The organism is Cupriavidus sp. Met-2 (assembly GCF_049843575.1).
GTDB lineage: Bacteria > Pseudomonadota > Gammaproteobacteria > Burkholderiales > Burkholderiaceae > Cupriavidus > Cupriavidus metallidurans.
This window is the reverse complement of sequence record NZ_JBBHZL010000006.1, coordinates 232,122-252,891: the sequence shown is the minus strand read 5'-3', so window position 1 is coordinate 252,891 and position 20,770 is coordinate 232,122. Positions and strand designations below refer to the sequence as shown.

18 protein-coding genes and 2 tRNA genes are annotated in these 20,770 nt (G+C 64.8%); 9 read left to right on the top strand and 11 right to left on the bottom strand.

The genetic code is table 11. The features are described from left to right. Positions 1-133 precede the first annotated feature (133 nt). The 3 genes from msrA to msrB are packed head-to-tail and all read right to left on the bottom strand — an operon-like array spanning position 134 to position 3,246. Positions 134-865 (bottom strand): peptide-methionine (S)-S-oxide reductase MsrA, encoded by a 732-nt coding sequence (gene msrA / locus WD006_RS15705; RefSeq protein WP_029308130.1) that lies wholly within the window; start codon positions 863-865, stop codon positions 134-136. A 27-nt stretch (positions 866-892) separates the two neighbouring features. Then, on the bottom strand, positions 893-2,683 hold the full coding sequence (locus WD006_RS15700) for a cytochrome c biogenesis protein DipZ (RefSeq protein WP_029308129.1): 1,791 nt from the start codon (positions 2,681-2,683) through the stop codon (positions 893-895). Between the two features lie 47 nt (positions 2,684-2,730). Continuing rightward, positions 2,731-3,246: a peptide-methionine (R)-S-oxide reductase MsrB gene (gene msrB / locus WD006_RS15695; RefSeq protein WP_029308128.1), complete on the bottom strand. Its 516-nt coding sequence runs from the start codon at positions 3,244-3,246 to the stop codon at positions 2,731-2,733. 151 nt (positions 3,247-3,397) lie between these two features. Here msrB and WD006_RS15690 point away from each other — a divergent pair, with 151 nt between their 5' ends. Beyond that, positions 3,398-4,141: a response regulator transcription factor gene (locus WD006_RS15690; protein ID WP_029308127.1), complete on the top strand. Its 744-nt coding sequence runs from the start codon at positions 3,398-3,400 to the stop codon at positions 4,139-4,141. After that, positions 4,138-5,652, top strand: a complete 1,515-nt coding sequence (locus tag WD006_RS15685; protein WP_011515954.1) for a sensor histidine kinase — start codon at positions 4,138-4,140, stop codon at positions 5,650-5,652. The genes WD006_RS15690 and WD006_RS15685 overlap by 4 nt, the downstream gene beginning before the upstream one ends. On the opposite strand, the gene WD006_RS15680 is transcribed toward WD006_RS15685, so the two are convergent. After that, positions 5,573-6,454 carry a LysR substrate-binding domain-containing protein gene (locus WD006_RS15680; RefSeq protein ID WP_224445964.1) on the bottom strand — a complete coding sequence of 294 codons (882 nt, stop codon included), beginning with the start codon at positions 6,452-6,454 and terminating at the stop codon, positions 5,573-5,575. The genes WD006_RS15685 and WD006_RS15680 overlap by 80 nt on opposite strands. 137 nt (positions 6,455-6,591) lie before the next feature. Between WD006_RS15680 and eno the strand changes: the two genes are divergently transcribed. Further along, on the top strand, positions 6,592-7,926 hold the full coding sequence (eno, locus tag WD006_RS15675; RefSeq protein ID WP_029308126.1) for a phosphopyruvate hydratase: 1,335 nt from the start codon (positions 6,592-6,594) through the stop codon (positions 7,924-7,926). Here eno and WD006_RS15670 read toward each other — a convergent pair. Beyond that, entirely contained in the window at positions 7,874-8,134 is a 261-nt protein-coding gene (locus WD006_RS15670) for a hypothetical protein (protein ID WP_011515957.1), read from the bottom strand. The genes eno and WD006_RS15670 overlap by 53 nt on opposite strands. Before the next feature lie 114 nt (positions 8,135-8,248). Here WD006_RS15670 and WD006_RS15665 point away from each other — a divergent pair, with 114 nt between their 5' ends. From WD006_RS15665 to WD006_RS15655, 3 genes are all read left to right on the top strand, one after another. Further along, positions 8,249-8,752: a hypothetical protein gene (locus WD006_RS15665; protein ID WP_035822627.1), complete on the top strand. Its 504-nt coding sequence runs from the start codon at positions 8,249-8,251 to the stop codon at positions 8,750-8,752. 57 nt (positions 8,753-8,809) lie between these two features. After that, on the top strand, positions 8,810-9,049 hold the full coding sequence (locus tag WD006_RS15660; protein ID WP_011515959.1) for a hypothetical protein: 240 nt from the start codon (positions 8,810-8,812) through the stop codon (positions 9,047-9,049). 69 nt (positions 9,050-9,118) lie between these two features. Further along, positions 9,119-9,514, top strand: a complete 396-nt coding sequence (locus WD006_RS15655) for a hypothetical protein (RefSeq protein ID WP_008650454.1) — start codon at positions 9,119-9,121, stop codon at positions 9,512-9,514. 21 nt (positions 9,515-9,535) lie between these two features. On the opposite strand, the gene WD006_RS15650 is transcribed toward WD006_RS15655, so the two are convergent. From WD006_RS15650 to WD006_RS15630, 5 genes are all read right to left on the bottom strand, one after another. Continuing rightward, on the bottom strand, positions 9,536-14,407 hold the full coding sequence (locus WD006_RS15650; RefSeq protein ID WP_029308125.1) for an NAD-glutamate dehydrogenase: 4,872 nt from the start codon (positions 14,405-14,407) through the stop codon (positions 9,536-9,538). A gap of 120 nt (positions 14,408-14,527) precedes the next feature. After that, entirely contained in the window at positions 14,528-15,049 is a 522-nt protein-coding gene (locus WD006_RS15645) for a hypothetical protein (protein ID WP_011515962.1), read from the bottom strand. 463 nt (positions 15,050-15,512) lie between these two features. Next, positions 15,513-15,851: a hypothetical protein gene (locus WD006_RS15640; protein ID WP_024569438.1), complete on the bottom strand. Its 339-nt coding sequence runs from the start codon at positions 15,849-15,851 to the stop codon at positions 15,513-15,515. 174 nt (positions 15,852-16,025) lie between these two features. Then, positions 16,026-17,006 (bottom strand): Bug family tripartite tricarboxylate transporter substrate binding protein, encoded by a 981-nt coding sequence (locus tag WD006_RS15635; RefSeq protein ID WP_029308124.1) that lies wholly within the window; start codon positions 17,004-17,006, stop codon positions 16,026-16,028. A 246-nt stretch (positions 17,007-17,252) separates the two neighbouring features. Then, positions 17,253-17,328, bottom strand: a tRNA-Lys gene (locus tag WD006_RS15630). A 121-nt stretch (positions 17,329-17,449) separates the two neighbouring features. Here WD006_RS15630 and WD006_RS15625 point away from each other — a divergent pair. Together WD006_RS15625 and WD006_RS15620 are read left to right on the top strand one after the other, a co-directional pair. Next, entirely contained in the window at positions 17,450-18,349 is a 900-nt protein-coding gene (locus tag WD006_RS15625) for a LysR family transcriptional regulator (protein WP_029308123.1), read from the top strand. Between the two features lie 127 nt (positions 18,350-18,476). After that, a complete protein-coding gene (locus WD006_RS15620) occupies positions 18,477-19,868 on the top strand; it encodes an 8-oxoguanine deaminase (protein WP_029308122.1) in 1,392 nt (463 codons plus the stop codon). 196 nt (positions 19,869-20,064) lie between these two features. On the opposite strand, the gene WD006_RS15615 is transcribed toward WD006_RS15620, so the two are convergent. Beyond that, positions 20,065-20,140: transfer RNA gene (locus WD006_RS15615), tRNA-Lys, on the bottom strand. Between the two features lie 249 nt (positions 20,141-20,389). Between WD006_RS15615 and WD006_RS15610 the strand changes: the two genes are divergently transcribed. Further along, positions 20,390-20,653 (top strand): DUF1488 domain-containing protein, encoded by a 264-nt coding sequence (locus tag WD006_RS15610; RefSeq protein WP_008650441.1) that lies wholly within the window; start codon positions 20,390-20,392, stop codon positions 20,651-20,653. Positions 20,654-20,770 lie beyond the last annotated feature (117 nt).

Here is a 20,770-nt window from a genome sequence, read left to right as displayed (position 1 = left end):
GGGACGGATGAACTGGCGAGACATATTTCTGATTGGTTTTGGATGGGTGGGGGCTTGCCTGGCTGCGGGCTGGTTCCTGACGATAGCGGTCAAGGTGCTGGGTTGACCCTGGCGCCATCTCTCACCGATCGCTTCAACCTCCCTTCGATACCAGCACCGCATCATTCCGATACACGTCCGGGAACATCGTTTTCAGATTGCCGATCTTCGGCAGGTCATTGATGACGATGTACGGATAGCTCGGATTCTTGACGAGAAAATCCTGGTGATAGTTCTCGGCCGGAAAGAACCCCTTGTAATCCTCGACGCGCGTGACGATCGGCGCGCGGTACGCTTTCGACGTGTCGAGCTGGGTGATATACGCCTCGGCAATCGAGCGTTGCACCGGCGAGCGCGGGAAGATCGCCGAGCGGTACTGCGTACCGTGATCGGGCCCCTGATAGTTCAGTTGCGTAGGATTGTGCGCGACCGAGAAGAAGATCTGCAGCAGCTTGCCGTAGCTGATCTGGGTGGGGTCGTAGCGGATTTCGACCGACTCCGCGTGTCCGGTCATGCCGGTGCCCACCATCTCGTATTGGGCGTTGTTGGCCGAGCCGCCAGAGTAACCGGACGTTACCCGTGTAACGCCGCGGACATGTTGGAACACGCCTTGCACGCCCCAGAAGCATCCACCGGCGAATACCGCGGTCTCGGTATGGCTCGTGCCGGCTTTTTCGTCGACGGCCGGCGCGGGGATCTTCACGGCGGCCTCGGCCGAGATCGCGGGTAGCTCCCACATTGCGGCCGCCACCATCAGCACGGCCAAGCTTGCGAGCTTCAGCGCGGTGGGGCGGGTCCAGCGTTGCAGTGTTGTCATGGCATCCATGGTCAGACTCCTTGAAGGAAGCGTAGATCAGCCGAACGTGAACGCATAGGCCTGCACGCCGGGGTCGAGGAATTCGATGGCGAACGTGCGATCGGCGACGTCGCCTTGCTGGCGTACGAGTTGATACAGGCGCTGTCCGGTGACGGTCCCGCTGCCATCCGCGGCGACATCGGTGCCGTGCGATGCGCCCGGGACCTTGCCGTCGATCGTCACGCGGAAGCGCACTGGCTTGCCGTCCGCAGCCGGGCCGAGCACCAGGTGCAGGTCGCGGGCGTGGAAGCGATAGACGATCTTCCCACTGGCCTGTTCCAGCGTTGCCTGTTCCTCGCCAACCTTCCAGTTGCCCGCCAGGCCCCACTCATTGAGCGTGGGGTGGGCCGGCGCAGCGTAATCCTTCGATTGATCCGGCCTGGCGCCACCCGGAGACGCGAAGTTCTCGGCACGGGCGTAGCCCACATAGGTTTCCTGCGAACGCAGCGTGCTGGCATCGGCGGGCATCTCCACGCCGTGCATGGCGTTGTCCGCGGTCATTGCCACCTTCGTCACGTCCGCGTGCCCCGCTTCGGCCAGCAGTTGCCGGATCACGGCTTCCGATTTCTCGTATTCGCCTTCGCCGAAATGATGGAAGCGCACGCGTCCCTGGGCGTCGATGAAGTAATGCGCCGGCCAGTAGTTGTTGTTGAACGCGCGCCAGATCGCGTAGTTATTGTCGATGGCCACCGGATAGGTCACGCCGAGATCTTTCGTGGCCTTGCGGACGTTGTCGATATTGCGTTCGAACGCAAACTCGGGGGCATGGACGCCGATGACGACCAGGCCTTGATCCCGGTATTTCTCCGCCCAGGCCTTTACGTAGGGCAACGTGCGCAGGCAGTTGATGCACGAGTACGTCCAGAAATCGACCAGCACGACCTTGCCGCGCAAAGCTTCCGCAGTCAGCGGCGGCGAGTTGAGCCATTCCACCGCGCCATTGAGGCCCGGGAACTGGCCTTCCACTGGCAGCGTGGCGGGACGGTCGACGGCTCGCATCATCATGGCTCCGCCTTCTGCTGGAAGGCTGGTGGCGGCCATCATCGCGCCGCCGCTACGGTCCTTGTGTCCCAGTGCGTCGACCAGGCGCTGCTCCAGGCCGCCGGTGGCCACGGTCGAGACGTGTGTCAGGATGCCCGTGTCGAGTCCGAGCGCGATTGCCGCCACGCCGGCCAGCATCGCCACGCCGATCCCCCGGCGAACCCATTCGCCAGCGTCGAGCGAACGCTTCATCGCGGTGAATACGCGTCCGCCGATCAACAGAGCCACCGCCAGCGATGTGGCCGCGCCTGCGGCGTAGGCCAACAGCAGCAGCGTGGTGCCCAGGCTTGCACCCTGAAGAGCGGCGCCGGTCAGCACGAGGCCGAGGATCGGGCCCGCGCATGGCGCCCACAGCAGGCCGGTGGCAATGCCGAGCAGGAACGACGATGCAGGGCTGGCAGGCTTGCCGTCGGCCTGCGCGAAGTTTGACAGCCGGCTACCGGCATTCACCAGCGGCCGCATCAGGCGTTCGGCAAGCCGGGGCAGCAGCAGCGTCAGTCCGAACACGGCCAGTAGGGCGATGGCGAGCCAGCGGCCATACTGGTTGGCTTGAGCGACCCAGCCGCCACCGACCGCGGCGAGCGTGGCCACGCCGGCGAAGGTGAGGCCCATGCCGGCCAGCAGAGGCAGGCCGCTGCGCGCGAATGGTTGATCGGCGCGCGCGAACACGAACGGCAGTACGGGCAGGATGCAGGGGCTCAGGATCGTGAGCGCGCCACCCAGGTAGGAGAGGATCAGTAGGAGCATGGCAATGGGTCCGCGATAGGTCTGCGAAGGGTCTGCGATGGGCCTGGTCAGGCGGATACGGGGCGGAACGTCATGGCTACGCCGTTCATGCAGTAGCGCAGTCCCGTAGGCTTGGGGCCGTCGTCGAACACGTGGCCAAGGTGGCCACCGCATCGGCGGCAATGCACTGCCGTGCGCACCATGCCGAACGTGCGGTCCTCGGTGGTGCCCACTGCGTTGGCCAGCGGCGCCCAGAAGCTCGGCCAACCAGTGCCGCTGTCGAACTTGGTTGACGACGAGAACAGGTCGAGCTGGCAGCCCGCGCACGAGAAAACGCCCTTGCGATGCTCATCATTGAGTGGGCTGCTGAAGGGGCGCTCGGTGCCTTCGTGGCGCAGTACCGTGTACTGGGCCGGCGTCAGCTTCTGGCGCCACGCCTCATCGCTCAATGTGACTTCGAAGGATTGGGCGCCGCTTCCGGCGGCGTTGGCATTGCCGGCGGCCAGCAGCCGCCAGCCGCCGACGGCGGCAAGCGTAGCGGTCAGCGAGCCGCCCGAAAGCAGAAAGCGTCTGGTGATGCGCATGGTGGTCTCCGTGCTCGGGATGGGTTGAACGCATGGTAGGCAACCATCCATGGCGGAGTCCTCGCCAAACCTTAAACAATTCGTGATAACTGGAATGGCGGATTTCTGCACAATAGAGCCAGTTCAGAACCGAGGGCCAAGCCGCCGCACCATGGAACACGCCAAACGCATCCTGCTGGTCGAAGACGATGTCGGTATCGCCAACGTGCTGGCCATGCACCTGCGCGACGAGCGCTACGAAGTCGTGCATAGCGCCGATGGCGCCGAGGGGCTGCGCCTGCTGGAGCAGGGCGGTTGGGATGCGCTGGTGCTGGACCTGATGCTGCCCGGCGTGGATGGTCTCGAGATCTGCCGCCGGGCCCGGGCGATGACGCGCTACACGCCGATCATCATCACCAGCGCGCGTTCCAGCGAGGTGCATCGCATCCTGGGGCTCGAACTCGGTGCCGACGACTATCTGGCCAAGCCGTTCTCGGTGCTGGAGCTGGTGGCGCGCGTCAAGGCGCTGCTGCGTCGAGTGGAGGCAATGGCGCGCGATGTGCGGGCCGATGCCGGCAGTCTGGAGCTGGCCGGACTGGCCATTGATCCTCTCGCGCGAGAGGCCGCTGTCGACGGCAAGCGCCTCGACCTGACCCCGCGCGAGTTCGACCTGCTGTACTACTTCGCGCGCCATCCGGACAAGGTGTTCTCCCGCATGGACTTGCTCAACGCGGTGTGGGGCTACCAGCACGAGGGTTACGAGCACACGGTGAACACGCATATCAACCGGCTGCGCACCAAGATCGAGGTCGATCCGGCGCAGCCGAAGCGCATCCTGACTGTGTGGCGGCGCGGCTATCGGTTCGTGGCCGATCCGCAAGCCGACGCCGCGCAGGACGAAGGGGAAGCATCGTGAACCTGTCCCTGACACAACGGCTGTCCGCCGTTTTCGCCGCGTTGTTGCTGGCCTGCTGCGGGGCCTCCGCCTGGCTGCAGGTGCGGGCCAACGCGATGCATGAGAAAGAGGTGGTCCAGGACATATCGCGCGGGCTCGCCGCATACATCGCGCGCAATGCGCTGCTGGAGGATCAGAGCGCCATCGCGCCGCAGGCATTGCGCCAGCTCTTCGGGCAGTTGATGGTCGTGAATCCTAGTGTTGAGGTCTATCTGCTCGACGATCAGGGGCGCATTCGCGGGCACGATGCGCCGGCCGGCCACCTGGTGCGCGATCACGTGAACCTGGCGCCGGTGAAGAAGCTGATCGACGGTGGGGCGCTGCCGATCTTTGGCGACGACCCGCGCAGCGACAGCGGGCGGAAGGTGTTCAGCGCGGCGCCGTTGCGGCAGGGCGGCTATATCTACGTGGTGCTGCAGGGCGAGGCGCATGACAAGCTGGCCGCGCTGGCATCGCGCGACGCGGTCATGCGGACCACGCTCTGGTCGATGGCGTTGGTGGCCGCGCTCGGGCTGGTGGCGGGTCTGGTGGCTTTCGGCCTGATCACGCGCCCGCTGCGACGCCTGACGCTAGAGATCCGGCAATTTGATTCGGGTGATGCCGGCGATTTGCGGAGATCCGGCATCCCGGGTGCCGGAGCTGCCGACCGGATACAAGAGCCGATGCAGCGCGACGAGATCGCCGCGCTACGCACGGCGTTCCGTCAGATGGCCGACCGGATCGAGACACAATGGCGCGCGCTCAAGCAGCAGGATCAGGAGCGGCGCGAGATGGTGGCCAATATCTCGCACGACTTGCGCACACCGCTGACGTCGCTGCACGGGTATCTGGAAACGCTCTCGCTGAAGGCGGACAAGCTCAGCGCCGAGGAACGCCAGCGCTACCTTGCCATCGCGCTGGCGCAGAGCGCCAAGGTGGGCGGGCTGGCGCAGTCGCTGTTCGAACTGGCGCGGCTCGAACACGGCATGGTCCAGGCGATGCCCGAGACATTCTCGATCGTCGACCTGACACAGGACGTGCTCGAGAAATTCGCCCTGCCGGCCGAGGCCAAGCATCTGCAATTGCGCGCCGGCGTGCCGCCTGTGCTGCCTGCCGTCACCGCCGACCTCGGCATGATCGAACGCGTGCTGACGAACCTGCTCGACAACGCGATTCGCCATACACCGGTGGGTGGCACTGTCGAAGTCGACCTGACCAGCCAGAATGGCAGCGTGGCGGTGACGGTCAGCGATACGGGGCCGGGGATTCCGCCGGCCTTGCGCGAGTCGCTGTTCCAGCGGCCGTTTCCATCGGGCGGCGCGCACCGGGGCGGCGGCCTCGGTCTGCTGATCGTGCAGCGAATGCTCCAGTTGAACGGCAGTCAGGCGCGGCTGGTGGAGGGGCAGGTGGGCACTACGCTCCGGTTTGTCCTGCCTGTCGCGGGGCGCGAGAGTCGACCGGCGGCAATAGCCGACGCTGCAGCCACGCGATAAACACGTCGGCATCGGCCGGCACGTCTCGCGTGGCCGGGACCGCCATCAGACCGCCGCCAAACGCGGTGAATCCGAAGGGTGCCACGAGGGTGCCTGCTGCCAGTTCCGCCTGGATCAGCCGTTGTTCGATCAGCGCCACGCCCAGCCCCGACAGGGCGGCCTGGATGCAAAGATGCGTGTGCGGAAACGTCAACCCTGCGCCGGGTGCGATGTGGTGACCGGTCAGCGCTTCCCACTGGTCCCAAGCGCTCGATGTGAAATCGTGCGTGATGCGCGCGCCGGTGGCCACTTCCGGTGCATAGGCGGGCGCGCAGACCGGGCCGAAGGCGACCGGCGCCAACGGGATCGCGCGTTGCCGTTCGGCGGCGGGGTACGACGACAGGTCCCAGGCAATTACCACGTCTGCGCCTTCGGTGCGGATCTCGCGCGCCGATGTCATCGAGAGCCGGATACGGATATCGGGCCGCAGCCGATAGAAATCGACCAATTCGGGTACCAGCCAGCGCATTGCGAAGGTCGCGCTACATGCCACGTGCAGCGTCGGCCCGCGCGCTTGGTCGAGCAGACGACCGTAACCTTGTTCGAGTTGGTCCAGCGCCGTGCGTACCACCTCATAGAGCGCCTGGCCGTGCTCGTTCAGGCGCAGGCCGGTCCCCTCGCGCTCGAATAGCTCCACGCCCGCATGTTCCTGCAGTTGGCGCAACTGCCGGCTGACTGCACCGTGCGTGCGAAATAGCTCTTCGGCGGCGCGGGTCACGGAGCCCGTACGGGCCGTGGCCTCGAACGCGCGCAAGGTTGACATTGGGGGTAGGGTTCGCACCGTACGCTCCGGCTATGTGAGAAAAGCTGACGAATTGAGGAAAATAACGCGATATTCAGCTTGGTCAAAGCCTTTTAGGATCGACGAATCTTCATTTTTCTCACAAAGGGAGTGCGCGAATGAGCAAGGTGGCTGAGATCCGGGGGCTGGAGGTGCTCGATAGTCGGGGGAATCCGACGGTGGAGGTGGAGGTCGTGCTCGACGACGGTGCGGTAGGCCGTGCCATTGTGCCGTCGGGGGCATCGACCGGCGCGCGCGAGGCCGTGGAGTTGCGCGATGCCGATCCGCGACGCTATTTGGGGCGAGGCGTGTTGCGGGCGGTTCAGGCCGTCAACACCGAGTTGTGTGAGGCACTGCTCGGGCGTGATGCCGGTGACCAACCCGAGATCGACACGATCATGATCGACCTCGACGGCACCCCGGATAAGCGTCGGCTTGGCGCCAATGCGTTGCTCGGCGTGTCCCTGGCCGTGGCTCACGCGGCTGCGATGTCGAATGGTCTGCCGCTGTTCGCCTATCTTGGCGGAGAGCGCGCTTCGTTGCTGCCCGTGCCGCTGATCAACGTGATCAATGGTGGAGCCCATGCCGACAATGCGCTCGATTTTCAGGAATTCATGATCGTGCCTGCCGGGGCACCGACCTTTACCGAGGCGGTACGTGCCAGCGCGGAGGTTTTCCATACGCTACGCGCCATGCTGAAGGCTGCCGGCTACACCACCAACGTGGGCGACGAGGGTGGCTTCGCGCCCGAATTTCACGCTGCCGAGGAGGCGTTGGACATTCTGGTCGCAGCCATCGCCAAGGCAGGCTATCGCCCCGGCGAGGACATCGCGCTGGCCATCGACCCTGCCGCCAGCGAGCTATATGTCAATGGCAGCTATGTCTATCAGGGCGAGGGCGTCGAGCGCTCGCGCGAGGAGCAGGTGGCCTATCTGGTACGCCTCGCGGACCGCTATCCGATTGTTTCGATCGAGGATGGCATGGCGGAAGACGATGCGATGGGCTGGCAATTGCTGACGCGGCAGCTCGGCAAGCGGTGCCAGCTTGTTGGCGACGATGTGTTCTGCACACATCCGACCTTGCTGAGGCAGGGGGTAGAGCAGGGCATGGCCAACGCCATCCTGGTCAAGGCCAACCAGATCGGCACGCTGAGCGAGATGCGCGAGACGGTTCGCGTGGCCCATGGTTACGCGTATTCGGCCGTGATGTCGCATCGTTCGGGTGAAACCGAGGATGTGACGATCGCCGACCTTGCTGTGGCGCTGCGATGCGGGCAGATCAAGACGGGGTCGATGTCGCGCGCGGATCGCACTGCCAAGTACAACCGCCTGCTGCGCATCGAGCGCGAGCTTGGGTCGCGTGCCGAGTACGCGGGCGCATTGCTGCGGCGCCGCTTGAGCACTAGAGCAGCGCGAAGCGCGCGGCCTGTGGCCCGATCACGGCGGGGCGGCTGACCGGGTAGCGATGGTGGTCGCCGCCATCGCTGAACGAGAGGTAGTCTGGCGTCCAGCGCAGCGCATGCAGTTGCCGGATCTCCACGCCGTCGACGAGAATTGCGCCGCTCTGCACCGTGACGCTCGCGCAAGGCAGGCGCAGCATCTCGGTATCGTCGCCGAAGTAGTGGGCTTCCAGCAGGATCGAGGCAGGCTGATAGGCGGGCATGGCAGGGCGGCGGAGAAGTGATGTTTCGGATATGTCTCGGAGATTTCCGATACTGTATGAATGTACAGTATATCGACCTTGTCCACCCATTGCACGTGCCGGATTCTGATTTTCATGGAGGACCGCGTGCGCGACGCGGGGCTGGCTTCGACGTCGCATTGGTGTAACCTGAAACGCAACGAAGCTCCGGACATCCGTCCGCAGACGGAGGTGCCGATGTTGCAGCGTGATGCGCAGTTCACGAGCAGGATCTGCTGGTTCGCGGCGGGCCTTCTGGCTGGCGCGTTGGCCGCCAGCCTGTGCGCCGCGCTAGGGATGCGCCGCGCGCGGCAAGTTGCCGATGACGATGACGCAGCCACGGCGCAGGACCCCCGCGCGATGGTGCGGGCGTCCATCTCGCCGGAAAGCGGTTCGGACATGTTCGAATACCGCGGGTTTGTCGTGCACCTGTTCTGGCAGGCGCTGGGCAGGGAACGATACAAGGCGTGGTGCGATATCTGGGAAGCCGGCGCGGTGGTGCAGGAGGCGGGTGGCCCGCCTGCCACGTACCCCACGGCCGCCGAGGCCCGCATGGCGGCCGGCGCATGGGCGCGGCACTGGGTCCAGAACAACGGCTAGGCCGCCACCGCTGGCGGGGCCGCATGTTACGATTCGCCGCAATTTCCGGAGTCGACAATGTTTGTTTGCCATAACCAGTCTTGCGGTGCGCGCTGGGCGCCCGACGAGGTGGATATCCACAACGAGGGGCAGGGCCCGCTTTTTCGCTGCCCGCTCTGCGGCGCGCGTAACCACCTGAAGGCCAATCAAGGGCGCGATGGCGCCGTCACCTACAAGCAGATTCCGCGCGAGCATGTCGCGAAGACGCCGCCCAGCGCCGAGGCGAAGCGCGCCACGCCGCCGCGCCGGCGAAGCTGACTTCCCCTCCTAAGGGGGAGCGTTGCGGTTGCGGCTCAAGCCAGCGTGCACGGGGCCGTTAAGACAGCCATGGAAATCAGCGACCTATCCCACGACTCCGCTTCCAACGCCGAGGTCATCGGCTGGGCGGCCGCATCGCCGCAAGTCATCGCGCGCGTGCTCAATACCGCGCTCGCGGCGCAGGACCTGTCGGGCTTTGCCGCCCTGCTGTCCGACATTGCGCGCGATCGCGGGCTCAAGGGTGCGCGCGGCACGCACCAGTCGATCTACGACATGCCCTACGCCAGCCTGCTGCCACGGCAGAAGCATCTGCTGGCGGACGCGTTCGACCTGTTCCTGCGGCTTGGCCTCGAGTTTCGCGCGCGGGGCGGCGAGCCGGATGACCTTTCCGATGACGACGACCTGGCGCCGCTGCGCGACATGGACGATGACGACGTCATCGATGACGAGGATCGTCACGCCTGAACCCACTGGTGGCAGCCGGATTCAGGCGCGTTCGAGCAAGCCAATCTCCCTGACCGCGACCGACAGCATCGACAAGGCCGCCACGCCTGAAACGCCCGAGGCGCGTTGGTCGGCCAGCATCTGGGCATAGCGGTCCAGCGCCGCCTGACGGGTGCCGCGCCAGCCCTCGATGAGCGCCTGTGGGTCATCCGTGTCGCGCGACTGGCCCAGCACACTCGTCGTCAACGCCCGCTTGAGCCGACCCAGGTCGTCGAGCGTAGTCGTGCGTGCCAGCAGATCCCAGTGCGTCTCCGCGGGTAGAGACAACGCGCGCTCGCGCAGCCATCCGAAGTTGAGTTCGGTGTCCAGGGCGAAGTAGACCCCTGCCACGGCGCCAAGGCTGCGGCCACATGTTCCAGAGACCTCCGCGATGTCGAGCGCCGCCGCCGCGATATCGCTGGCCGCCACACGTAGCGCCAGATCTTCGTCGACGCCGGCTTCGGTCAGGGCCATGGCGCGTTCGGCCATGGCCTGCGATGGCTCGGGCGGCAGCAGCGTTGGCAATTGTGGCGTGAGCCACTGCGCCGCATCGACGAACCTGGCTGCGCCCGGCTCCACGGTACCGCCCGCGCGCAGATAGCGGATGAACCAGAGCGTGGCGCGTTCGAGCAGCCGCGCCAGATCGCCGAACATGCGCGCCTGCACGGCGTCTTCGACGCGATTGTCGAGCGCGTCGATCCGTTCCCAGAGCCCGGTAAGCCCGAACACATCGCGGGCCAGCAGACAGGCGCGCACGATGTCAGCGGGCCGCGCGTCGGTTTCTTCCATCTGGTGATGGACGAACGTGGCACCGACGCGGTTCACCAGCATGTTGGTCAGGTGCGTGGCCAGGATCTCGCGCCGCAGCGGATGGCGCTGCATGGCCTCCGCGTAGCGCTGGCGTAGCGGCTGCGGGAAGTAGTCGGCCAGCAGCCCGGCCACGAGCACATCCTCGGGGATATCGGACGCAAGCAGTTCGTCGTAGAGCCACATCTTGCTGTAGGCCAGCAGCACCGCGCGTTCGGGCGATGTCAGCCCGGCGCCCAGCGCCTTGCGTTCGGTGATGTCCTCGTCCGTGGGCAGAAACTCGAGCGGCCGGTTGAGACGGCCCGCGCGTTCCAGCCAGCGGATCAGCCGCGCTTCGGCATCGACCAGCACCGGCGCCACGCGGCCCGCGACCGAGAGCGCCTGGGTCTGGAAGTAATTGTCCTGCAGCACCAGCAGGCCAACCTCGTCGGTCATCTCGGCCAGCAGCTTGTTGCGTTGCTTCTCGGTCATCTCGCCATCGGCCACTACGATGCCAAGCAGGATCTTGATATTCACCTCGTGGTCGGAGCAGTCGACGCCGGCGGAATTGTCAATGGCATCCGTATTGATACGGCCGCCGTGGCGGGCAAACTCGATACGCCCGAGCTGGGTGAAACCGAGGTTCCCGCCTTCGCCCACCACCTTGCAGCGCAGTTCGTTGCCGTTGACACGTACCGGGTCGTTGGCGCGATCGCCGGCTTGCTGGTGGGTTTCGGTACTCGCCTTGACGTAGGTGCCGATGCCGCCGTTGTAGAGCAGATCCACCGGTGCCATCAGGATCGCGTGGATCAATTCGGCGGGAGGCAGCGATGCCGCCGTGATGCCGAGCACGGCCTGTACCTGCGGCGAGAGCGCGATCGTCTTGGCTGTGCGTGGATAGATGCCGCCACCTGCGGAAATCAGCGTGGCGTCGTAATCGGCCCAGCTCGAACGCGGCAGATCGAACATGCGCGCGCGCTCGGCCAGGCTCTTCGCGCAGTCCGGATCCGGGTCAAGGAAGATATGGCGATGGTCGAACGCGGCCACGAGTTTGATGTGGGGGGATAGCAGCATGCCGTTGCCGAACACGTCGCCAGACATGTCGCCAATGCCGACCACCGTGAATGGCGTGGCCTGGATATCGGTGCCCATCTCCCGAAAGTGCCGCTTGACGCTTTCCCACGCGCCGCGCGCGGTGATGCCCATCTTCTTGTGGTCGTAGCCAACCGATCCACCGGAGGCGAAGGCGTCATCGAGCCAGAAACCGTATTCGGCCGAGATGGCGTTCGCATAGTCCGAGAACGTGGCTGTGCCCTTGTCGGCCGCCACCACGAGGTACGGGTCCGAATCGTCATGACGCACCACCTCGGGTGGCGGCACGAGGTTGCCGGAGACGAGGTTGTCGGTCAGGTCGAGCAGGCCGCGCAGGAAGGTCTGGTAGCAGGCCACGCCTTCGGCGAGGAACGCATCGCGATCGGTGGGCGGCGGCGGCCGCTTGACGACGAAGCCGCCCTTCGAGCCGACCGGCACGATGACCGTGTTCTTGACCATCTGCGCCTTCATCAGGCCCAGCACCTCGGTGCGGAAATCCTCGCGCCGGTCCGACCATCGCAATCCGCCACGCGCCACGCGTCCGCCGCGCAGGTGCACGCCCTCCACCCGTGGCGAGTAGACCCAGATCTCGAACATCGGTCGCGGCTCGGGCAGCCCCTGTACCAGCGCCGGATTGAACTTGAACGAAATGTAGGGGCGTGGATGACCGTCCGCGTCGTGATGGAAGTAATTGGTGCGCACAGTTGCGCTGATTACGTTGAGGAACAGCCGCAGGATGCGATCCTCGTCGAGATTCGGCACCTGGTCGAGCGCGGATTCGATATCGGCCAGCAGCTTGCGGCAGCGGGCATCGTCGGGTGTGCCGGCGGCGGCAACGGCCGGGTCGAAGCGGGAGACGAACAGCGCGACCAGCATCGCCGCGATACGCGGGTTTGCCGCCAGCGCCTGTTCGATATAGGCATTGCTGAACGTGGAGCCCACCTGGCGCAGGTACTTGGCGTAGGCGCGCAGGATCGTCACGTCCCGCGCGGCAAGGCCCGCCCGCAGCACCAGCCGGTTGAAGTCGTCGTTCTCGATCTCACCATTCCAGGCGCGTCCGAAAGCGTCTTCGAACAGCGGCTTGGCGCGCTCGATTTCGATATCGACTGGCTGGCCTTCGTGGTCGGCGGCGATCTCCAGGCCGAAGTCGTGGATCCATATCGGGTCGCCGGCGTCGGGTTCGATCAGATAGGGACGTTCCTCGTCGACGCGCACGCCCAGGTGTTCGAGCATGGGCAGGCTTGCCGACAGCGCGATCGGCAGGCCGGCGCGGAATACCTTGAATCGGAACGCGCCAGGGGCGGCCTCAATCGGGCGATACAGGTTCATGGCCAGTCCGTTCGGATGCTGGCGCGCGTGCTCCATCAGTTCGATATCGCGCACGGCGGTACGCGCGGGATAGTCCTCGCGATAGCCTGCCGGGAACGAATCGCCATAGCGGCGCAGCAACCTGTTGCCGTGCTCCTCTCCGCGGGTCTCGTGCAGCGCGGCGGACAGGTCGTCCTGCCAGCGGCGCGTGGCCTGCACGATCCGCTCTTCGAGCTCGCGGGTATCGGCCTCCGGCATCGTGCCGGGCTGCCCGCGCACCGTGATCTGGATACGTGCCAGCGGGGATTCGGACAGTAGTGGCGTGAATTCGCAGCCCGTGCCGTTGAACGCCTGCATCAGCAACTTCTGGATGCGCTGGCGCAGGTCGGTGTTGTACTTGTCGCGCGGTACGAACACCAGGCAGGAGATGAAGCGGTCGAAGCGGTCGCGCCGAACGAACAGGCGCGTGCGCTGGTGTTCCTGCAGCCGCAGGATGCCGAGTGTGATGTCGAACAGCTCGTCTTCGTCGGCCTGGAACATGTCGTCGCGTGGGTACTGTTCCAGGATGGTGATCAAGGACTTGTACAGATGGCCCTTGGTCAGGAAGCCGGCGCGCGACAGGATGTTGGCGCACTTGCGGCGTACCAGCGGGATCTCGCTGGTGCTGACCATGTAGGCCGTGGACGTGTACAGGCCCACGAAACGGCGTTCGCCGAACAGCTTGCCGTTAGCGTCTAGCAGCTTGACCCCGACGTAGTCGAGGTAGCCGGGTCGATGCACCGTGGCGCGCGAATTGGCCTTGGTCAGGAAGATCGGCGTGGCGCCTTCGATGACGCTGCGGGCGGCCGCGGGCAGGGACGTGAGGTCTTCCGCCGCAGGGTCGCGCAGGGCCTCGCGCAGAATGCCCGCGCCGGAGCCGGGCACGCCGCGCAGCCAGAACTGGCCATCGCGCGAGATCAGCTCGTAGTCGCGATGCCCGAGGAACGTGAAGTGGTCGTCCAGCATCCATTCCAGGAACGCGCGTGCTTCCACCGACTCCGGCGTGGCGGCATCTGGGGCCTGGGCCATGCCGCCGATTGTGTCGCGCGCAATCTGTTGCATGCGCGGCCAGTCTTCCACGGCTACCCGCACATCGCCGAGGACGCGCGCGATGGCATTGCGCAAGGCTTCGAGTTGCGCGGCCTCGCCTGTGCGGTCGACTTCGAAATGGATGAACGATTCGAGCCGGCAGTTGGTGGCGCCCATCTCGCCCCCGCCAAGGCCGATGCTCTCGATGCCGCCGCGCGTGTCGCGGCAGACGCGAAAGACCGGGTGGATGGCCGAGTGCAGCGTCAGTCCGTGCCGGTTGATCTCCGTGGTGACCGAATCGACCAGGAACGGCATGTCGTCGTTGACGATCTCGACAATGGAGTGGTCCGAGTGCCAGCCGTGTTCCTCGAGGTTCGGGTTGTAGACGCGCAATCGAGCGGTGCCCGGCACGAACTTCTGCGCCGTCTGCCAGTGCGCCATGACGGCGCCGTAGAGATCGGCCACGTTGCGTGCGAGCAGGTCCTCGCCATCGGCCAGGTCGTAGTAGTGCCGCAGCAGGGGTTCGACGATCCCGAACGTCGCAGCCGGCAGCCGTTCGTGCGCGAACGCGACCAACTCATCCAGCAACTGCGCAACCTTTTCTTCGTTTTCCGGGGGCATGGCGTCTCCTCGGCGGCGTGCCGGTGCATGATCACACTGTAGGAAAGAATTGCCTTGCCCGGGTGACAAAACAGAAACGCCCCGTGCGGGGCGGGGCGTCATGGCTGCGGTGCGGGTCGGTCAGGCAGCGATAGCCTGTTGCGCGACGCGGCGGAGTTCGTCCGGCACGACCATCGACATCTCGTCGCGTTCCCACGCCGCATGGCGAATATGGCGCGCAACGTGGTCTTCCAGCGTGGTGGTCATGCGATGCAGCAAGCTGCTTAGCGCCGCGCGCTCCGAGGTGCTGAACTGACCAGCGGATACCGAGTGCAGGGCCTTGATGGCCTGCGCCGCGCGTTTCATCCGCGCGACCGACGCCGGCGCGATGCGCGGCGTGCCGTCCGCATCGAAACTGAGCCAGCCATCGTCGCCCAGTTCGCGCAGCATATGCTCGCTCTGCGCGACATCGAGAAAGATGGCGGTTTCGCACGGCTTGCCGCGTACGAATTCCTCGTGGCGGATTGCCCGCAACAGCAGCCATTTGGGATAGGTCAGCCCCGATACGCCCAGGGTCTGTTCAAGCGCGCCTTGCCAGGCCGTGACGGCCTCGACCAGCGCGAGCACTACGGGTTCGTGGGTATCGAGTGCTTTGGGCTGCATTAGCTCAGGTCTCCCATATTAGGGTTGCCGCCTGATGCAATCTGGGCCGGTGCATTGGCCGGCCCGGGCGGCTTGGGTGCCTGCCTCTCAACGCGGGCAGGTCACGCCTGGTACTGCTTGAAATCATTGGTAGGCCGAACACTAGCAGCAATGTAGAGACATTGGTGTGACAGGTCGGGTATGTCCTAGTCAGTCTTTTGGATGAGGCGAGCCGGGCGCCGCCTGGTGCGCTGGAAGGGGGCGGGAAACCTGCGTGACAGCGGCAACGCAGTGACGGATCTCAATCGCGTGGGAGCGACGGATAATTCACTCGTGGGAGGCGGGGAAGGGGTAATGCGGGAGGGGTAATGCGGGAGGGGTAATGCGGGAGGGGTAATGCGGGAGGGGTAATGCGGGAGGGGTAATGCGGGAGGGAAGAGAAACATGGCCCCCGCCTGAGAACGGGGGCCATGAAGGACGACGCTTACTGCTTCTTGGCGCCGTCGGTGTACGGGTCGAACTTGCCGGATTTCGCGCCGTCAGTGTACGGATCGAACTTGCCAGACTTCGCCCCGTCAGTGTACGGGTCAGCCTTCTTGCCCGGAGCCAGTTCCGACTTGGTCGACTTCTTGGCGCCGTCGGTGTACGGATCGAACTTGCCGGACTTGGCCGCGCTCTTGTTCGGGTTGGCCTTGTCCTTCGAGTGGGCCCCGCTGTAAAGATCGCCGCCGTCCGTGTAGTTCTTCTGCGCATGGGCCAGTTGCATGGTGCCCAAGGCAGCCAGGGCGGCAACAACCAGCGTCGGTACGGTCTTCTTCAGCATCATCATCCTCACAGGTAACCGCCGGGCTTACGGGCCCGGCAAATAGGAAAAAAATGACTTCATCTGTACTGTACCGGTGATCGTGGACACTCGCCTAGCGAAAGTTGTAGTAACAATGTTCAGGCGGCGAGACAGCCACGTCACAAGGCCTGCATACGGTACTTATTGCGCCATTTACTCCAGGGTAATGTTCTGATCGACGGCGATCTTCTTGCGCAGTTCCAGTTCACGCTTGATCTGTGCCGCGTACTGTTGCGGCGTGTTGCCGTCGGGGTAGGCGCCGGCGTCGTGCAGACGCTTCTTCACATTGGGATCCTGCAGGGCCTTGACCGCCGCATCGTGCACCTTGGTGATGATGGCAGCAGGGGTGCCCGCCGGGGCCACCAGGCCATACCAGGCCATGTTGTTCATGTCCTTCATGCCTTCTTCCGCGAACGTCGGCACGTTGGGCAGGCCTTCCACGCGCTTCGGCGCGGCGACGGCCAGGGCGCGCAGCTTGTCGCTCTGGATGAACGGCATCGACGACGGCAGGTTGTCGAACTGCGCGTTGACCTGTCCGGCCAGCGTGTCATTCAGCGCCGGGCCCGATCCACGGTACGGGATGTGGACCATATCGGTCTTGGTGATGTACTTGAACAGCTCGCCATCCAGGTGCGAGATGCTGCCCTTGCCAGCCGACGCATAGCTGTACTTGCCGGGGTTCGATTTCACCAGGGCAATGAACTCCTTCAGGTTCTTTGCGGGCACCTTCGGGTTCACGGTCAGCACGTTCGGCACGTTCACCAGGTTGGTGATCGGCGCGAAGTCCTTGATCGGGTCGTACGGGTTCTTGGGGTTGGTGGCCGGGTTGGTGGCCATCGTGCTGACCGTGGCGATACCCAGCGTATAGCCATCAGGCGCGGACTTGGCCAGCGCATCGGCGCCGATCGCGCCGCCGCCGCCGCCGCGGTTTTCCACCACCACTGGCTGACCCAGTTCACGGCCGATCGCATCGGACACGGCGCGGCCAACGATATCCGTGGTACCGCCGGCGGCGAATGGCACGATCAGGCGGATCGGCTTGGTCGGATACGCTTGCGCGTGGGCGATGCCGGTCTGGGTCAGGCCGAGGACGGCGAGGGCGGCGATGGCGCCCGTATTCAGAACTGCTTTCAAAAGATGCCTCCAGGTGTTGCTAGTACGTGTTGCTAGTTGTGCTGGTTCCGCAATACGGAACTTCGTTCCGTGATGTGCGTCGACGGGCATTCAACCGTGAAATGGCGGGGGCGGGGAATCGGGGAGAACCCGTGGGTGCGCGCGTGAGAGCGTAGCGGGTGAGCAATGACGCGCGTATGAAGCGCTGCGGGAGCGCCAATGCAAAAGGCCGAAAGCAATGCTGCTTTCGGCCTTTTCTGAATTCGCTGGTGGGGCGTGAGTGACTCGAACACTCGACCTACGGATTAAGAGTCCGCTGCTCTACCAACTGAGCTAACGCCCCAACGAAGAAAGAGATTCTAGCAAGGTACCGAATACTGCGCAAGCCCTTGTTCGCAATTTTTTCATCGGCATGTCAGGTGCCGCTTACAATGCGCCCACTGTCTCAATGGCTCCCATCCGTCATGCACGCCCGTGTCCTGCGCTATCTCGATGAAGTCGTGCGCCGTGGTTCGATCCGTCGCGCCGCCGAGCATCTGCACGTGGCGCCAACTGCGATCAACCGGCAGATCCTTGAGTTGGAGGCGGAGTTGGGGGCACCGCTGTTCGACCGGATCAACCGCCGCCTGCACCTGACGCCGTTGGGTGAGATGGTGCTCGCTCACGTGCGGCAGACGCTGCGCGAGCATGAGGCGCTGCAGGCGCGCGTTGCCGAGATCAAGGGCGCGCGGCGCGGCATGGTCACGGTTGCGACCACGTCGGGTCTGGCGGGCTCCCTGCTGCCATCTCTCGTGCACGACTTCCGCCAGCATCACCCTGGCATCGTGGTGCGTGTGGCGGACCTGCCCGTGGCCGGCATCGTGGCGGCGGTGGAGCAGGGCGACGCAGACCTGGGGCTCGGCTACGACTTGCCGGAGGTGGCGGCGTTCCGCGTGATGGCCAGCCGTGACTGGTCGATTGGCGCGGTGGTGGCGCCGGGGCATCCCCTGGCCACGCAGCCGTCGACACGGCTGGCGGAGTGCGCCGGCTATCCATTGATCCTCCCGGCGCCTTCGCTGTCGATCCGCGCGCTCGTCGACGACGCCTTCGCGCGCCAGTCGGTCGAGGTGACGTCCGCTGTGGAATCGACCTCGGTCGTGTTGATCCAGCGACTCGCGGCGGCCGGGGCCGGTGTGGCGCTGCTCAATTCGCTCGATGTGATGGATGAGCGCGCGCGTGGCGCCGTGGTCTTCGTGCCGCTGCGCGACAGCGATCTACGGCAGCAAGCGTTGAGGATGGTTGCGCGGGCGCGGGCGCCGCTGAGTCCCGCAGCCGAACTGATGGCGGAGCGTATCGGCACCGCGCTGGACGGCCTGTTCCGTTAATTCCGCCCGTCAACGGTTCACGATCCAGGTGTCCTCATTTTGTGGACACCAAGCGCGAAATTCTGCGCTTTGGGTGCGTACTGGCGTTGCGTAGACTGCGCAACGTTCACAACCGATGCACATCACTATGACTTTGATCCTTCAGCACGCCGACGTACTCGTCACCATGGACGCGCAGCGGCGCGAAATTGCCGATGGCGCGCTGGTCGCGAACGGGCCGGCGGTGGAGTGGGTGGGGCCCACGGCCGAGTTGCCCGAGCAATACCGTCGGCTTGTCGACGAGGGGCGCGCCGAGGTTGTCGATATGCGCGGGCATGTGGTCATGCCCGGGCTGGTCAACACCCATCACCATATGTACCAGAGCCTGACGCGCGCCGTGCCTGCCGCGCAGGATGCCGAGTTGTTCGGGTGGCTGACCAATCTCTACATGCTCTGGTCGCACCTGACGCCGGAGATGATCCGCGTGTCGACCCAGACCGCGATGGCCGAACTGATGCTGTCCGGATGCACGACTACCAGCGATCACCTGTACCTCTATCCAAATGGATCGCGTCTGGACGATTCGATCGACGCGGCGCGCCAGATCGGCATGCGTTTTCACGCGGCACGCGGTTCGATGAGTGTCGGCCGTAGCCAGGGTGGCCTGCCGCCCGATGTCGTCGTGGAAACCGAGGCAGCGATCTTGCGCGACAGCCAGCGACTGGTCGAGCAGTATCACGATGCGTCGCGGCACGCGATGCTGCGTGTGGTGCTGGCCCCGTGCTCGCCGTTCTCAGTGTCGCGCGACCTGATGAGGGAGTCCGCGAAGATGGCGCGCCACTACGGGGTGTCGCTGCATACTCACCTTGCGGAGAACGACAACGACATTGCCTACTCGCGCGAAAAATTCGGCATGACGCCCGCGCAGTACGCGGAGGATCTGGGCTGGGTTGGGCACGATGTCTGGCACGCGCACTGCGTGAAGCTCGATGAGGAAGGGGTGGCGTTGTTCGCCCGTACCGGCACGGGCGTGGCGCATTGCCCTTGTTCCAACATGCGGCTGGCTTCTGGCATCGCGCCGATTCGCCGGATGCGTGACGCCGGCGTGCCCGTGGGGCTCGGCGTCGACGGCAGCGCATCGAACGACGGCGCGCACATGCTTGGCGAAGCCCGTCAGGCGATGCTGCTGCAGCGGGTCGGGTATGGTCCGGCCGCGATGAGCGCGCGCGAGGCGCTCGAGATTGCCACGCTTGGCGGGGCCAAGGTGCTGAATCGGGATGACATTGGCGCGCTCGCGCCGGGTATGTCGGCGGATATCGTCGCCTTCGATATGTCGGGCGTCGGCTACGCCGGAGCTGGGCACGATCCGGTGGCGGCCCTGGTGTTCTGCACGCCGGGCAATGTGTCGATGAGCGTTATCAATGGCCGCGTGGTGATTCGCGACGGACATCTGCTGACCGCGGATCTGCCGAACGTGCTGTCGGATCATCGGCGCCTGGCGCGCACGCTGTTCGAGCGTGCGCAGGCGGCGGGGGCATGATTCGTTGAAAGCGCCCGGCGTTTGATGAGCGGATGACATCAAACGCCGGTCGATGCCGGAGCTGGTGTGCAGCGATGGCGCATGCGCTGGATGACACTGGCGCGACATCGGCGACTCGGGGCTCGGCGCATTGAGGTGCACCAAGCCACCAAAGCAAAAGGCCGGAAGCATTGCTGCTTCCGGCCTTTTTGGTGTCTGGTGGGGCGTGAGTGACTCGAACACTCGACCTACGGATTAAGAGTCCGCTGCTCTACCAACTGAGCTAACGCCCCGACGAAGACCGAAATTCTAGCAGCATTTTTGGCTTTGTCAAATCTTTGATGAGAGATTCTTCTACTAGCCTGCACATCGTCCTGACATATACGGCTGACATGCTCGTGCCCCGCGCTGGGAAATCGTCCGACATCGTGACGAGCATTGAGACACATCGCATTCTCAAATTTCCACGCATGGGATCGAAGACGATTTCCGCCAAGCCATGTTAGGATGCTTTTCCACTTGCATATTGGAGGGCTGTGATGATGGAAATCAAATTCCAGGAGCAAGACCGCTACGACATCAACAACGAAGGTTTGCTGTTCCACGCGATTGTCGATGGTGAGCAAGTGACATGTGTCGTAACACGCGAGGCGCTGTGGGAAGGCTTTAGTGCCGACCAGGTGCTGTCGCTCGAAGAGGCGTTCCGTGCTGGTCGTGAAACGATCGAGCGCGCGGCCTTGGTGCTGATAGAGCAGGGCGTGCCGCAACCTATCGTGGTCAAGCGCGCGCACGTGGCGCCGGTCTGACCCGGCGGCGCACCCCTCCGCCGCCGGCTTCGGCTACGTCTCACGCGTAGACACGTCGGCGCGCTCACATACCTACCGTCTTTCGTCTTACATCAACGTCTGGTTGTTCCGATTGCC

What these genes read in the sequence shown, in the direction of transcription:
- WD006_RS15670 (WP_011515957.1), bottom strand. Translation starts at nt 8,134, where the DNA reads ATGCCCGCCTATCAGCCTGCCTCGATCCTGCTGGAAGCCCACTACTTC.
- WD006_RS15645 (WP_011515962.1), bottom strand. Translation starts at nt 15,049, where the DNA reads ATGCAGCCCAAAGCACTCGATACCCACGAACCCGTAGTGCTCGCGCTG.
- WD006_RS15625 (WP_029308123.1), top strand. Translation starts at nt 17,450, where the DNA reads ATGCACGCCCGTGTCCTGCGCTATCTCGATGAAGTCGTGCGCCGTGGT.
- WD006_RS15700 (WP_029308129.1), bottom strand. Translation starts at nt 2,683, where the DNA reads ATGCTCCTACTGATCCTCTCCTACCTGGGTGGCGCGCTCACGATCCTG.
- WD006_RS15680 (WP_224445964.1), bottom strand. Translation starts at nt 6,454, where the DNA reads ATGTCAACCTTGCGCGCGTTCGAGGCCACGGCCCGTACGGGCTCCGTG.
- eno (WP_029308126.1), top strand. Translation starts at nt 6,592, where the DNA reads ATGAGCAAGGTGGCTGAGATCCGGGGGCTGGAGGTGCTCGATAGTCGG.
- WD006_RS15640 (WP_024569438.1), bottom strand. Translation starts at nt 15,851, where the DNA reads ATGCTGAAGAAGACCGTACCGACGCTGGTTGTTGCCGCCCTGGCTGCC.
- WD006_RS15690 (WP_029308127.1), top strand. Translation starts at nt 3,398, where the DNA reads ATGGAACACGCCAAACGCATCCTGCTGGTCGAAGACGATGTCGGTATC.
- WD006_RS15665 (WP_035822627.1), top strand. Translation starts at nt 8,249, where the DNA reads ATGGAGGACCGCGTGCGCGACGCGGGGCTGGCTTCGACGTCGCATTGG.
- WD006_RS15610 (WP_008650441.1), top strand. Translation starts at nt 20,390, where the DNA reads ATGGAAATCAAATTCCAGGAGCAAGACCGCTACGACATCAACAACGAA.
- WD006_RS15620 (WP_029308122.1), top strand. Translation starts at nt 18,477, where the DNA reads ATGACTTTGATCCTTCAGCACGCCGACGTACTCGTCACCATGGACGCG.
- WD006_RS15655 (WP_008650454.1), top strand. Translation starts at nt 9,119, where the DNA reads ATGGAAATCAGCGACCTATCCCACGACTCCGCTTCCAACGCCGAGGTC.
- WD006_RS15660 (WP_011515959.1), top strand. Translation starts at nt 8,810, where the DNA reads ATGTTTGTTTGCCATAACCAGTCTTGCGGTGCGCGCTGGGCGCCCGAC.
- WD006_RS15650 (WP_029308125.1), bottom strand. Translation starts at nt 14,407, where the DNA reads ATGCCCCCGGAAAACGAAGAAAAGGTTGCGCAGTTGCTGGATGAGTTG.
- msrA (WP_029308130.1), bottom strand. Translation starts at nt 865, where the DNA reads ATGGATGCCATGACAACACTGCAACGCTGGACCCGCCCCACCGCGCTG.
- msrB (WP_029308128.1), bottom strand. Translation starts at nt 3,246, where the DNA reads ATGCGCATCACCAGACGCTTTCTGCTTTCGGGCGGCTCGCTGACCGCT.